At 60.0% G+C, this 13,324-nt stretch carries 16 protein-coding genes; 7 read left to right on the top strand and 9 right to left on the bottom strand.

Going from position 1 to position 13,324, the window contains the following annotated elements:
• Positions 1 to 53 precede the first annotated feature (53 nt).
• The 4 genes from LDN85_RS05190 to LDN85_RS21975 form a co-directional block, all read right to left on the bottom strand.
• Complete coding sequence (locus tag LDN85_RS05190; RefSeq protein WP_223944777.1) at positions 54 to 1,367, bottom strand: MFS transporter; 1,314 nt, start codon at positions 1,365 to 1,367, stop codon at positions 54 to 56.
• Between the two features lie 43 nt (positions 1,368 to 1,410).
• The gene (locus LDN85_RS05185; protein ID WP_026543216.1) at positions 1,411 to 2,037 is read right to left on the bottom strand and encodes a DUF3027 domain-containing protein; all 627 of its coding nucleotides are present in this window, start codon (positions 2,035 to 2,037) and stop codon (positions 1,411 to 1,413) included.
• Between the two features lie 8 nt (positions 2,038 to 2,045).
• On the bottom strand, positions 2,046 to 2,429 hold the full coding sequence (locus LDN85_RS05180; protein WP_026543217.1) for a cold shock domain-containing protein: 384 nt from the start codon (positions 2,427 to 2,429) through the stop codon (positions 2,046 to 2,048).
• A 410-nt stretch (positions 2,430 to 2,839) separates the two neighbouring features.
• Positions 2,840 to 3,004 carry a hypothetical protein gene (locus LDN85_RS21975; protein WP_346347057.1) on the bottom strand — a complete coding sequence of 55 codons (165 nt, stop codon included), beginning with the start codon at positions 3,002 to 3,004 and terminating at the stop codon, positions 2,840 to 2,842.
• A 285-nt stretch (positions 3,005 to 3,289) separates the two neighbouring features.
• Here LDN85_RS21975 and LDN85_RS05170 point away from each other — a divergent pair, with 285 nt between their 5' ends.
• A complete protein-coding gene (locus tag LDN85_RS05170; protein WP_026543218.1) occupies positions 3,290 to 3,637 on the top strand; it encodes a hypothetical protein in 348 nt (115 codons plus the stop codon).
• Positions 3,638 to 3,767: 130 nt separating this feature from the next.
• Positions 3,768 to 4,121: a hypothetical protein gene (locus LDN85_RS05165; protein ID WP_026543219.1), complete on the top strand. Its 354-nt coding sequence runs from the start codon at positions 3,768 to 3,770 to the stop codon at positions 4,119 to 4,121.
• A gap of 97 nt (positions 4,122 to 4,218) precedes the next feature.
• Here LDN85_RS05165 and LDN85_RS05160 read toward each other — a convergent pair whose 3' ends face one another.
• A complete protein-coding gene (locus tag LDN85_RS05160) occupies positions 4,219 to 4,593 on the bottom strand; it encodes a hypothetical protein (RefSeq protein WP_223944776.1) in 375 nt (124 codons plus the stop codon).
• Positions 4,594 to 4,960: 367 nt separating this feature from the next.
• A complete protein-coding gene (locus LDN85_RS05155) occupies positions 4,961 to 5,716 on the bottom strand; it encodes a hypothetical protein (protein WP_223944775.1) in 756 nt (251 codons plus the stop codon).
• Positions 5,717 to 6,060: 344 nt separating this feature from the next.
• Between LDN85_RS05155 and LDN85_RS05150 the strand changes: the two genes are divergently transcribed.
• On the top strand, positions 6,061 to 7,776 hold the full coding sequence (locus LDN85_RS05150; protein ID WP_026543222.1) for an AAA family ATPase: 1,716 nt from the start codon (positions 6,061 to 6,063) through the stop codon (positions 7,774 to 7,776).
• 237 nt (positions 7,777 to 8,013) lie between these two features.
• Here the strand turns inward: LDN85_RS05150 and LDN85_RS05145 are convergent, their stop codons facing one another.
• Together LDN85_RS05145 and LDN85_RS05140 are read right to left on the bottom strand one after the other, a co-directional pair.
• Complete coding sequence (locus LDN85_RS05145; protein ID WP_155854664.1) at positions 8,014 to 8,160, bottom strand: hypothetical protein; 147 nt, start codon at positions 8,158 to 8,160, stop codon at positions 8,014 to 8,016.
• A 20-nt stretch (positions 8,161 to 8,180) separates the two neighbouring features.
• The gene (locus LDN85_RS05140; RefSeq protein WP_162150863.1) at positions 8,181 to 8,720 is read right to left on the bottom strand and encodes a GtrA family protein; all 540 of its coding nucleotides are present in this window, start codon (positions 8,718 to 8,720) and stop codon (positions 8,181 to 8,183) included.
• 276 nt (positions 8,721 to 8,996) lie between these two features.
• Here LDN85_RS05140 and LDN85_RS05135 point away from each other — a divergent pair, with 276 nt between their 5' ends.
• A complete protein-coding gene (locus LDN85_RS05135) occupies positions 8,997 to 9,392 on the top strand; it encodes a hypothetical protein (protein WP_223944774.1) in 396 nt (131 codons plus the stop codon).
• A gap of 123 nt (positions 9,393 to 9,515) precedes the next feature.
• The gene (locus tag LDN85_RS05130) at positions 9,516 to 9,872 is read left to right on the top strand and encodes a hypothetical protein (RefSeq protein ID WP_026543224.1); all 357 of its coding nucleotides are present in this window, start codon (positions 9,516 to 9,518) and stop codon (positions 9,870 to 9,872) included.
• Positions 9,873 to 10,011: 139 nt separating this feature from the next.
• On the opposite strand, the gene LDN85_RS05125 is transcribed toward LDN85_RS05130, so the two are convergent.
• Positions 10,012 to 10,428 carry a GNAT family N-acetyltransferase gene (locus LDN85_RS05125; protein WP_026543225.1) on the bottom strand — a complete coding sequence of 139 codons (417 nt, stop codon included), beginning with the start codon at positions 10,426 to 10,428 and terminating at the stop codon, positions 10,012 to 10,014.
• Between the two features lie 137 nt (positions 10,429 to 10,565).
• On the opposite strand from LDN85_RS05125, the gene LDN85_RS05120 reads away from it, so the two are divergent.
• Both LDN85_RS05120 and LDN85_RS05115 read left to right on the top strand, forming a co-directional pair.
• Entirely contained in the window at positions 10,566 to 10,781 is a 216-nt protein-coding gene (locus tag LDN85_RS05120) for a hypothetical protein (RefSeq protein WP_026543226.1), read from the top strand.
• Positions 10,782 to 10,850: 69 nt separating this feature from the next.
• Positions 10,851 to 13,313, top strand: coding sequence for a helicase-associated domain-containing protein (locus LDN85_RS05115; protein ID WP_223944773.1), 2,463 nt, complete (start codon positions 10,851 to 10,853; stop codon positions 13,311 to 13,313).
• The last annotated feature ends 11 nt before the right edge of the window (positions 13,314 to 13,324 follow it).

Below are 13,324 nucleotides of genomic sequence, written 5' to 3'. Positions count from 1 at the left end.
GGTCGGCGTCGTTCGGAGGTATTCCGGACGACGCCGCCGCCGTTTAAGGCGCCTTATCCGCCCTGCCGGCCCACGCCGTCGTCGTCCTCCTCGGTGACGGGACGGGCCAGCAGCGACTCCACCCGGAAATGCTTGAGTCCGCGCGCACGGCGATCAAAGCGGAGGCGCAGCTGCTTTGCGCGGATGATCCAGACCAAACCCACGACGGCGGTGCTGACGCCGGCCAGCGCAGCGACGCCGACGGACCATCGCGGCCCGCCAACGTTGGCCACCCATCCCACCAACGGTGCTCCGATGGGAGTACCGCCCATGAAGATGGCCATGTACAAGGACATGACGCGCCCCCTCATGACAGCCTCGGTGGTGGATTGGACATAGCCGTTGGCGCTGGTGATTAGCGTCAGGGCGAACAGGCCGCAAGGAATCAGGGCCAGGCCAAAGAGCACGGCGTTGGGAGCCAGTGCTGCCAAAGCGCTGGCGACACCGAAACCACCCGCTGCCGCGAAGATCAACCTCAAGCGGGGCCGTCCGCGTCGGGCGGCCAGCAGGGCACCGGCCACGGATCCGATGGCCATGACGGAGTTCAGGAGTCCGAATGCTCCGGCGTCCATGCCGAACTGAGTACCCACCATGGCTGCGATGAAGAGGGGGAAGTTCAGCCCGAAGGTGCCCACGATGAAGATGGCCACCAGGACAACTTGGATATCGGGTCTGTTGCGGACGTAGCGGAGGCCCTCCCGGATCCGCCCTTTGCCCGCGGCGGCGCGGGGCTGGATCCGGAGCGAGGACACCGGGATGAGCTTCAGTGCCCAGAGCATGGCGACAAATGAGACGGTGTTGATCAGGAAGACCCAGCCGGGACCCACCACCACCGTGAGGACGCCGGAGACGGCCGGTCCGATCATCCGCGCGACGTTGAAGGATGCACTGTTGAGCGCCACGGCGTTGGGCAGGTATTCGTCGGTGACAAGTTCGGAGACGAAAGTCTGGCGCACGGGTGCATCCAAAGCCGTCACGATCCCCAGCAACAAGGCAAAGACGTAGACGTGCCAGAGTTCAGCCACCCCCAGCAACACCAGGATGCCCAGGCCGGTGCTGAGCAAGGCCATGGCCACCAAAGTGATGAAGAGCAGTTTCCGCCGGCTGTAGCGGTCGGCGAGCAGTCCGGCCCAAGGGGCAAGGAAGAGTTGGGGACCCAATTGAAGGGCCAGGGTTATGCCCATGGCCCCTGCGTCGTGCGCGGTCAGGTGGTCAAAGACCAGCCAGTCCTGCGCGGTACGTTGCATCCACGTGCCGATGTTGGAGATCAGGGCACCGAAGAACCAGATGCGGTAATTGAGGATTCCGAGTGACCTAAAGGTGGACATCAGTGTCCGCCTTCGCTCTGGTCACCCCGGGTTTCCGCAACGCTTATTCAGCCCCGGTTTCGTACTGGTCCTCGTCGACGTCCGCGTCGATGTCCTCGTCAACGTCCTCGGAACCTTCCGGGTCGGCAGCGGGCCCGGTCAATTCGTCCTCGTCGGCCTGCACGGACTCTTCCGTGACATCTTCCACGGTTTCCTCCACCAACGGAGTCTCGTCCTCAGGCCGGACGCGCTTGGCCCACGGCACCCATTCGGGCGCCAGGATGGAGTCCTCCGAGGGCAGCAGCCCAAGTTCGCTCACGGTGACGATCTTGGAGCGGGAGTTGCGGGTCACCACTGCGTACCACTGCCACCCGCCGTAGCCGGCGAGCTTGGATTCAAAGAGGTGGGTCACCACACGGTCACCCTCCGACTTGGCACCCAGGTGCGACCCGATTTCGCCAGGGTTGGCAATGCCTTCCACTGCCTCGCGGGCAACATCGACGGCGGCAGCAAGGTAGGCGTCCGGCTTGCCGGTGCGCCACACGGGCAAACCGGCGCGCGGCTTGTCCGCAACCGGCTTCCGCGCGGGGGCTTCCCCGAGGCCAGGAGCCTGGGCAGCGTCGGGGCCGGCCGCAGGACTTGCCTGGGCGTCCCTTCCGGCCTTTGTATCCTGTGCGGATTCCGATGTCATGGCCGGTCCTAGGCTTCCAGCTCGTCGGCGACCTTGCGCAGCGCCAGGCTGATGGCCTTGGCTTTGTTGCCGTCCGGGTATTTACCGGAGGACAAGGAGCCGGAGAGGTTGTCCAGAACCGTCACAAGGTCCTGCACCATGGGTGCGAGGTCCTTTGCGTTCATCCGTTTGGCCTTGGCAATGGACGGCGTCTTTTCCAGAACGCGCAACCCCAGCGCCTGGGCTCCGCGGCGGCCATCAGCCACGCCGAACTCCACACGGGTTCCAGCCTTAAGCTCGGTTACTCCCGCAGGCAGGGACGTCTTGGGAAGGAATACTTCCTGGCCGTCCTCAGCCGCGAGGAATCCGAAGCCTTTTTCCTTGTCATACCACTTGACCTTGCCGGTAGGCACGTAATCAACCTTCTTCGTTTCTTGCTCTGGGAGACACGTCGGGCCAATCACCGCATCCGCAGGGTTCTGCGGGATCGAGGGTGGCAGCCCGGTCCGTGTTGGTCTATTCCTTCAAGGTTATCCTGCCCGGCCCGCTATTCCCGCTTTGCCGCGTTCCCTGAGGGCCGGATGAGGACCAAGACGGCCGTTTACTTCTCTTGAAGCACCGTGATAACCCCTGAAAGCGTGTTCCCAGCAGCAAGGCGCGAGTCCGCGGGTGTGCATCCGGATCAGACCCGCTTCAAACTCGGCGACCATTCCCTGGACGTTGAACAACAGCATGCCTGACCGGTCAGTGGGGTCGTGGGTGCTTTCACGGAGACTCAGCATAAGCGCCCTTAGCCGTCAGCTCATGGGCATCGTCCCTTGCATCAGGAAGAGAACAGGGCCAGCCGGTCCAGCTTGGTGACCACGAGCGTATCGCTAGCCCTCGCTTCAGGGAGCCCGGAGTGGACCCGGTTCGCTCCCGTCAGTTCGTGATCGACGAAGATCTTCTTTTCCTCAACGCGAAGGGTAGAGAGGGCTTTTCGCTGCACGGCGAGATCTTGGTCGTTTGTGGAGACCCGGGTATAACCGACCTTTATTCCAATCGTAAGAAACGTGGTTGCAGTAATCTCTCCGTCACCGTGCATTTCATCGTGCGGGTCTTACGTACATGGGCCCAAGCCCGCAGTGGCGCGGCATGTGGCGACAGACTTTGGCAGCACGGTGATCGACCGGCTTACGGGCGCGCAAGATGCGCGTTTCCTGTGGCGACTGATGTATTTTCAGCCAAGGATCAACACCCGTGACTTTGATCCGGCGACCAAAGGATTGACACCATGCGTATGCCAGCACCACACGACCTTGCCCAAGCGCCGCTTTGGGAGATCTACATCATCGCCCAGACTGTGGCGGCCATGCGCGGTCTGATCCCGAAACATGCCCTCGCGGTCGGTGTGGAGATCCATGGCGTCAAGGTCAAGCTGCGGTTCCAGCTCTCGAGGGTCACTGAAGAAGATAAAACTGACATGGACGACATTCTTAGCGAGCTTGCGGCCTATGTCGGTCAAGACGTGGAAGTTGAGTCCGCCTACGAGATTCGAAAGGAACGTCGAGTCCTACCGGATGGAACAGACAATCTGTATTCAGTGTTCCTCGCCCGGATTGACGAGACGCCGTGTGAGTAACCCACAAAGCCGCCTTCGGGAGTTGCGCCTATCTGGGCCGCCTCAGCTCATCGGCAGAACGTATCCGGCTGCCCGCTAGCCGATCGGTTTTAGGGACACGAGCCGCGCGTTTATAGGCGAAGATTCTTTTATGCACGATTCGGTTCTTTCCGCCCAGGTTCAGCTGGCGACCAGGCTCGGGGCTGTTGCAGCACTGCCCTCGCAAGGAGTGAAGGTAGGAGTTTCCGAAAACGTGCGGTCGCCGCATCTTCTTCCCCTCAACGGTCTAAGGCATCCCGCCGCAACTGGCACCAGTGGCTGGTTCATTTGGCGCGGCGAAGAGCTCGGAACCGCGCCCGACTTCTTCGTTCCCCTGCACATCGAGCACCTCACGACCTGGTGTCCAGAAGTCCTTCCCTATCTCGCTTTGCCTCCGGGGTGGCGATTCCTCTTAGCACCTGGCTACGAAGATGTCTGGTTCGACGAGACGTTGTTGAATCCCTGAGGAAAGCTGATGATGCGGCTCAAGCTCCTTCCGGTTCACCGTCCGGTGAAGGATCCCTCTCCGGGACGAGCGCCAGCCGAGCACTAGCACCATGACGCTAGCTGGATTTCTCTCCCCAGAAGTCCCTTGCTTCTCCACCGACCACGTCGTAGCGGGGCAAACCCTGCAAGACTTCATTTGCTGTAGGGGTGTCTTCCGATGCGATCTCTCTCCACACTTTGAGGTCGCGACGCTTCTTGGCCAGGTCCCGGGGGTGTTCTTCATGCACACACACCCCTGCCAAGGCGATTGCCTTGTCTACGAGCATGCTTCCCCCACTCTCCGGATGGGGACCGAAGTGCAGAATCCATTCAGCTACAGTGAGAGTTCTTTGCAGTTCCTCGACTGAAGCCTCGCGCGCCCATTCGGCGACGGATTCTTCCCCATATGACTTCAGTGCAGCGACGATCATTCCGCGTCGAGTATTGATCATCGGCTCAGTCTCCCATGGCACGGGGAGGGACCGTCTTACGGGCGAAGCGTGAAGAGTTACTCGGTGCATCACCAGGTCCGGACTTACCCGCGTAGAGCAACGAGTTCTGCAACACTTACTGACCAATTGATGGGCTAGTAGGATCCTCAGCTGTGGATGGACTCGTCATAGACCCGTAAACTATTCGCGCTGACCAAATCGGTCCTCGCCGGGGAACTGCCGGCGGATCAAAGCCCGACGTCTTCTTTTATGAGAGTCGGGGCATTTTCACCTTGCCCGAATAACGAAGCAACTGGGGCCCCGCAACCGTAATTGCAGCGCCCAACGTTTTACTGGGGCCACAGTTTGCGTAGGTTGGGTTGCCCAGTCAGTTGTTGGGGCGAGGCGCGTTTTCCTGGGCATGGTCGAAACCGAGCTTGCGGAGTAGGGCTGCGGTTTCCTCAGCCGCAAGGGCTAACCGTTCCCCGCGGCCGCTGTCCTGTTCTTCCACGGCCGCGGTGAGGCGTTGGGAGCTGTGGGCAAGCTTGGACAAGGACGCGTCAATGGTTTTCAGCCTGCCAAGGAGGGAAGTGCTGGCGGTGGCCGTAGTGCTCAAAAGGAAAGAGCCTGTCTCCAGCTCGAATTCCTCACGGTACTTCTTCTCCTTGGGGTCCTGGTACCGGAGTGCGACCGTAACCGACTCGGGAGTGTCGAACGCGTTCACCTGCCTGCGCTGCCCCGACACTTCCTGGCCCCGCCACCAAACATTTCGAAACTCCTGGTTCGGGCTAAAAGAGTGAAACGTCGTGCCCGCATAGCGTCTATAGATCAGCTGCCCGATAGTCCACTCATCTCCGCTGTCGTCGGTGATGTGCCGGTCGAATTCCACGGAAAGATTCCGGGCGATCGTTGGCCCATAATTCCGGATAACCAAGTCAAGATGCGACGGGCTGTCCTTCGCAAACTGGAACTCCGCTACTACCATCGGACGGCTCCGATTATGGCTATCCTTCGCCGTCCTCACTACAGCGGATAGGGCGATGACGGCCGAGACGACGGCAACAAGCAAGCCGAGCGGCCCGGAATTTGCCGCTACCCATTTCCATACGTCGCCACCAACAGGGCCCAGCGTGCAGATATCCATGGGTCAAAATCTACAGACTCGCTTCGTAAAAACAGCGAGCCCCGCAACCGTGACGGTTGCGGGGCCCTGAGTTTCCCTTCGGTGGCGCTGGTCGCCGCTTCTCAGCAGATGCGTGTCTTGCTAATGATCTATTGATGAAACCAGCTTCGCGATGGATACCCTCAGTGCTGCCCCGCCCATCGGGCGGCTCATCCGCGCCCGCCTCGACCGCCGAACAGCCCGAAACTGCGGTGAAGCTCAGCTGGCATGGTAATGGACCGGTTTGAGGCCGCTACGGGTGGTGGCAAGGTGGTGATTGCGATTCCTATGAACTCCCGATTGCTGTCACTTCGCATCGGTGAGTGATGATTGGGAGCGTGCTAATAAATGGCTTTACTTTCCGCGGCTACCGAAGCTTCCCATCAGACCAGCCAGCGGTGCTCTACCCCCTTCGCAGAGTTAATCTCATCGCAGGCCAAAACAACACTGGCAAGTCGAACGTTCTGCGTGTCATTTTCGACACTTTCTCCACCGAGAAAAGGGACCTCTCACAGTGGGATCGCCCGCTTGGAGATGCGGAACACACGTTTAAACGGTCCGAGATACATAAGATTTCCGAGATTCTCACTTGGCCAGGAATTGACACGCAGAGCGCCAGCGTTTTAGAGCACCTAGAACGCTTTCTTTGCCTACCAGGGATAGTTTTCCCGGGGAGCTCTGACGGCGTAAGCTTCGGGATTTCCGGACAGGGCGGCATTGACAATGACAGCCTCAGGCAAATGGCCCGCGAAGCTAGGCAAGGTCAGCTAGCACAGTCGTTGTCCGGGGCTCTGACGAGTACCCGGGGCGGAAATCCGGGTGAGGATGCCTACCGGGTTCTTGAGTGGGTCGCGAGGAAACGTCCGGCTCCCCCCACTTCATTCACAGTCAGTGGCGTGAGAACAATTTCCGACGACAGCAGTCATGCTCCCGACCTGAACGGGCAGAGCATAAAACGTCGCCTCCTCGAATTGCAAAATCCCTCGACGGATCGTCTCCATGACAAACAGGTGTTTCTAAAAGTGCAGGAGTTCGTACGTGCCGTCCTTGACGACGCGACGGTCACAATAGATGTTCCCCATGATTTGTCGACGATCCACGTTACCCAGAGAGGCAGGACTCTCCCCATTGAGAACATGGGGACTGGTGTCCACGAGATAGTGATCATCGCCGCGGCCGCAACGGTGGTCCAGGACTCGATCATGTGTATTGAGGAACCCGAAGTGCACCTTCATCCGATCCTGCAGCGCAAACTCCTTCGATACCTTGCACTAAACACGACGAATCAATACTTCGTAGCGACTCATTCTGCACACATGCTCGACTCGGAGATAGGCAGCATTTTCCACGTTACCCAGAGAGAGGGACTTTCAAGTCTCAGATTTGCAGGGGCAGCGCGGGAGCGAGCGGCTGTGTGCGCCGACCTTGGATACCGACCATCGGACCTCGTGCAGACGAATGCAGTCCTGTGGGTGGAGGGGCCTTCCGACCGCATCTATCTAAAGCACTGGATCGAGAAGCTTGCTCCAGGCAGGTTTGTTGAAGGGACGCACTACTCCATCATGTTCTACGGAGGTTCTCTGCTCAGCGCGCTATCACCACTCGATGCCGAAGAAGTCGAAGAGTTCATCTCCCTCCGAAACCTCAACAGATACATGATGGTTTTGATTGACTCGGATAAGAAGCGCTCTGGAGCTTCTTTGAATGACAGTAAACAACGGGTTATCGAGGACCTCAACAGCGACCCCTCGACGGGTATGGCGTGGGTCACAGCAGGCTACACAGTTGAGAACTACGTACCTGAACAGGTGCTTACGGCTGCGATACACGTTGCCCACCCCTCAACCAAAAAGCGTACGCTTTCCGATCAGGTGCGATGGGCAAATCCCTTGACGGCCGACAGGCTAGGCATCCAGCAGCCAAGCAAAGTTGCCATTTCGAAGGTTGCAACAAAAAACTGGGAAGATGAGTGGCCCCTTGACCTGAAAAAGAAGGTCCAGAACGTTATTTCGCTTATCGCCGCAGCCAACAGCCACATCTAAGCAGATACTGCAGTGGTCTCCAAGGCCCTCACGTCCGCGCAGAGAGCAATTAGCCGCGAGCCTCTTGCGCGGCAAGTATCCAACTTTACAAGCCGTCTCACTCCGCCCTCAGGTTTGGCATGCACGGTGAAGGATCCGCCAGCGGACAACAGGCTACTCGAGGAGAGTCTTTACCCGATCGACGTACTGCTGGCACAAGGGTTCGTAGTTCTTCTCATACCTGTCTAGATTTTCGGATTAGTCGGGCGGCAGTGTGAAGTACTTCCCGATTTCGAAAACTGACGTGCCGTCATCCGCGGCACGCACAACGTACTGGAATCGCGCTGCCGGATCTTCGTCCCCCATGTAACGGGTGATCGCCAGTTCGCACGGAATCTCCTCCATCACCTCCACGGCGGGATCGGCTAGCGGGCTCGCGCGTCGACCGTTGGTGTGTCGACGGGTGGATCGGTTATTGCGTCCTCCGAAGCATCATGGTCATTGGCAAACTCTGGATCGCCATCAAGCTCCTCGTTGAATACGAAGAATCTGTAGGCAAGGAACCTGAAGATCGTTCCGAGGATCAAGCCAATGACTCCTCCCGCCACGAAGTCAGCGGTAAACGTTTGAAAACCCAAGACATAACGGGAAACCACCTGGCAGGCGAGAACGATCCCTAGCCCGATCCCGTTCATGACGAGGAACAGTCCGAACTCTTTCCAGACCCTCTCGGAACGTCTATGACGAAATGTCCAATAGCGATTGGCGAACCACGAGAACAAGGTTGCCACACCAGTAGAAACTATCCGAGCCTTGATGGTGCTATCCGACATTGGCCCATGCCAAAGGACCGCGTAGAGTGCGTTGTCGATGATCCAGCCCAAGCCGCCGACAAGGCCAAACTTGGCTATTTCCCTCCAGAGAAGGTCGATCAGTCCAATGATGCGGTGTGTCAGCGTGCGCACGATTCCCCCATGGGATTCCCCCAAAATTTCAATCCATCGATCCATCGCGAGAAAGCAGTAGACCGAGTATCAACCATAAGCCCGAAGTGCCGGCGGCCTGGAACCCTTCCTAGCGCTTGGGTCGATGCCCTGACCCTTTACAACAGATGTCCGTATGCCGGTCGGCTTACGGGCTCGATGCCCGCGTGAGACTTAGCAATACGATTGCTCGTTCGCCGACCAATCGCCAGTTGCTGAGGCAACTAATGAGTCGTCAGCGATGGATATGATCATTCAATGCAGACCACGCGCCCGGACTCCGGGTTGATAGATGGGCCCACTGCTTTCGTTCTCTGGCGGTGGCGGTACCGTTTCACGACAATAACGCTCGCTCTTTGCCTGTTCTTACTCGTATTGAGCAGATCAGGCGTACCGCAGTCCTGGTTCATCACCACACTTCTGGTACTAATGATGGTCACCGGATTCTTGCTGGTGATTCTCATCGGCTGGTGTTCGGTGCGGGAGCTCGCAGAAAAAGAGTCTGGGTACACGACACTTCGAACGCGCCGTAATGAGCTGAACCAGCGTGACCCCTATCTGGGCCAGGTAATTCGACCAGCTGGGGCACCGTCATTGACCCGCCAACAGTTCCTCAAAATCATCGAAACCGCTAAAGTGACGCCCTCCAAGTAGGAAGCGGCCCTCCGCACATTGGAGGATGACCCAGCAGCATCATCTTCACCTTCCGCGTTCTGCGTGTCCCGTAAAGGATCGGCTTACGGACGCTTTCGAGGGAGTCGGCCGTATGATCCAGCTATGACGGCTCCGGACCTTTCTGCAAGCCAGCGCATCCTTTTGTGGCAGGCCGTTGAGGACTACGGAGGATTATGGGAATCGCCTTGGGAACTCCGAGCACTCTACCCTTCAGCCAGTGAGGAATCCCTAGTCCTAGAGGCAACGAACGTCGTCTCTGAACTCCTCGCCATGGGACTTGTTAGGCTCTACTCCTCCCAGGAGCCTTACGGCGAGATGAGGCTGCTTCCTGATGCCAAGGCCTTCGAATTGCTTAGCACCAGCGATGTCTGGAAAGTGCCTCCGCCAAGAGCCGTTTCTGTGCGATTTTCGGCAACAGAAGAAGCTGCCGCTGTCTTCTTCAAAAGAGACAGTCCTTGACCGCAAGTCGATTCACTCCACACGCAGCGACGGCCGGCGCAGCCCAGCGTCCCGACTGAACCGTACTCGTGACGTTCAGCGCAAAATGGCGGTGTTTCCAGCACTGTTTGGCATATGGGGTAGTCCACAAGGGGATCGGTCAACGGACACGAGCCATCATTCTTGATGGCTCAGTCAACTCGGTGAAGCCGTATTGGCCGTATAGGCCATGGGCATCGGCAGTTGAGAGCAGAACGCGTTTCAGGTCCAGTGGTTCCAGGTCCGCCATGACACCGGCGGCGAGCATCTTGCCGATGCCCTGACCCCGGACTTCGGTCGCAACGAACACATCGCAAAGCCAAGCAAACGTAACGCCGTCAGTCACGACGCGAGCATAAGCCACCTGCTCTCCAGTCCCGATGTCGTAGACGCCGTAGTTCCGGGAGGCGTCGATAGCTGCATCCTGTTTCTGGCGAAGCCGACCCTGCGCCCAGTAGGACTGCTCACTGAGCCACTGGTGTACACGGGCGCGATCAACCCTGTCGGACTCGGCTGAGAAGACGTAGCGTTCAGTCATGAGAACACCCTAGGGGAACCAAACAAGGAAGCTCGAAACAACGCATGCCAACGTTCGTCTGGATTTACCGCTGAAAGTCACACTTCCTTGCACCCCCTTTTACACCGCCTTCAGGCGCTGCTGCTAGCGTTGGGGACATGACTTCCCCGGTTTACCGCCGCCCCCTCATGATCGTCGCCGCCTTGATTGCGGTGGCCTCCCTGGCCGCCGTCGGCGCTGTCATGGCGATCGCCTACAACGGCAGCACGGCTCCGGTCTGGATCACCTCGGCTGCCCTTTACGGCCTGCCCTTGGCCTTCATGCTCGCTGTGGTCCTGGTGTTGGACGCCATCCGGCTGCGCCGCCGGCAATAAGCAGACCGGCTGCAACAGAACGCGCTGGTGACGGGCAACAAGTTGCCCGGGGGCGGTAACGTTGGATTGATGTCCCTCATACGCGCGCTCAGCAAGGAACTGGAAGCGCGCAGCGACGATTCGCTGCGGGCCTTGTTTGCCGCGCGACCAGACCTGATCTCTCCCATGGCGCCGGACTTCGCTGCCTTGGCTGCGAGGGCGAGCGCCCGTGTCAGCGTCCAGCGGGCCCTTGAACGCCTGAATAAACCTGAGATGCAAGTGCTGGAGACGCTCCACCTTTCCACCAACGCCGATACCGGGCACAGTATCTCCGCGGCTGGCCTGAAGAAAGTCATTGCCGGTTCGACTCTTTCGGCGCTGGACCCGATCCTTGCCAAACTGCAGGAGCTGGCCCTCATCCATCGTGCCGATCCCCCGGCAGGTTCGCCCGCTACCTCCTCACGGCAGCGCTTCTACCTTCCAGTGGGCAGCCTCAAGGACGTTATCGGCATCTACCCTGCAGGTTTGGGCAGGAGCTATACGGAACTGGTGCGGTTGCAGCCGGCTTTTGCCCAGCGGGTAGTTCAGTTGGTGGCCGAACTCCACCAAAGCGGTGCCGGCATCCACCCCGCCAGCACGCCCATGGATGCTGCCCTTGCACTCCAGCGCTGGACTTCCACGCCGGAGAACCTGCGTTCCATCCTGGCAACTGCGCCGGAACGGACGGTTGGCCTCCTTGATAAGTTCGGCAGCTGGGCCATGGGCGCGGTCCCCCAGGCGCAACGTCGTGCCTCCGTTACCCACGAAAGCCACGACGTCGGGCCTATCGACTGGTTGCTGGCGCGCGGCTTGCTGGTCCCCCTCGACGCCGGCCATGTGGAACTTCCCCACAGCGTGGGCCTTGCGCTTCGGGGCGGCGCCATAGTTGACGACTTCACGCTCACCCCACCCGTTCCGGAGCTCGGTCATACCAGCGCGGCCCTGCGACGCAATGCTGCCATGGGCGCCATTGCGGAGATCCTAAGACTGGCTGGTGAACTGCTGTTCGCCGTGCGGGAGCAGCCTTTGGCCACGCTCCGGAGCGGTGGCGTGGGAGTGCGCGAACTCCGGCGCCTGGCCGAGTCCATCCGGATGGGCGTCCATGAGACCGCTGTCCTCTTGGAGTTGTGCGCGATGGCCGGGCTGCTCCGCCTTGACGTTGACAGTTCCACGTGGGTCCAGCCGCCCTCGCTGGAGTGGCTCACCCTCCCCCGGCAGGAACAGTGGCTCTGGATGGTCAATGCCTGGCTGGCCAGCGAGCGCGCACCTTCACTGGTGGGGCAGCCGCTCACCGGACCTTCGACAACCGCCCATCAAGGGGCCGCGGGTACCACCATCAACGCATTGTCCGCCGAAGCACAGCGGCCCGATGCTCCGGTGGTGCGGCGCCGGGTCCTGGAAATCCTGAATGAACTTACGGTCGAAGCTGCGGCACCGGATGGCAAAGCGCCTGTCCTGGATGCAAGGGCCGTCATGCAGCGGGCTGAATGGTCGCAACCGCGAATGTCCCGGCGTTTCAGCTCCTTGGTGCGCGGCATCCTGGAGGAAGCCACGCTCCTTGGCCTGATGGGCTCCGGCGCCTTGACCCAGTTGGGTGCGGCCATTGCCGAGGCCCGGCCGGAACAGGCCATGACAATCCTGGGTGAGCATTTGCCCGCGGCTGTGAACCACATCCTCTTGCAGGCCGACCTCACCGCCGTGGCTCCGGGGTACCTGGCCCCGGAACTCAGCGAGACACTGCTCCTGATGGCCGACGCCGAGGGGCAGGGTCCGGCGTCCATCTACCGTTTCTCCGCCGCCACTATCCGCAGGGCGCTCGACGCCGGACAGGATGCGGAATCGCTGTTGGCGTTCCTCAGGGAGCACTCGGCCACTGACGTGCCGCAGCCCCTGGCGTACCTAGTCCAGGACACGGCGTCCCGGCACGGCCGCTTAAGGATCGGCACCAGTGCCAGCTTTATCCAAAGCGACGACGAAACGGCCATCAGCGATTTGTTGGCCGAGGCCCGCACCTCCGTTCTGAGCCTGGTGCGGATCGCCCCTACGGTCCTGACCTCCTCGGCCAGCCCCAAGGAAACTGCGCGGGTGTTGCGCGAGCTGGGACTTTCCCCTGCCGTCCAGGAGGCTGAACCCGCCGTCGTGCGTTTTAAACGGACGACGGCGGTGCCGGGCAGTGCCCGCCCGGTCTACACAGCCCCGCGCACGGCTCCTCCGGACGATGACGTCGACGCACAGTTGTTGGTCCTGCGGCAGCACCGCGGAGTGCGGTCCGAGGCTGGAGGCGAGGCATCCACCCAGCTGGGCCTGGAGACCCTGCAAACGGCCATCCGACTCAAACAGGCTGTCACCATGAATGTGGTGGACAGCTTGGGGAATGCCAACACAGAAACCGTTGTTCCTGTATCTGTCTCCGGTGGACGCGTCAGGGTATTCGACCCCGCGAAAGACACCGAACGGGTGCTGTCCATCCACCGGATCATCGATGTGGAACCAGCAGGAGACCTGCGTTCATGAAGAGGAATCAA

The organism is Arthrobacter sp. StoSoilB20 (genome assembly GCF_019977295.1).
Lineage (GTDB): Bacteria > Actinomycetota > Actinomycetes > Actinomycetales > Micrococcaceae > Arthrobacter > Arthrobacter nicotinovorans_A.
This window is presented reverse-complemented; position numbering and strand designations above follow the sequence as displayed.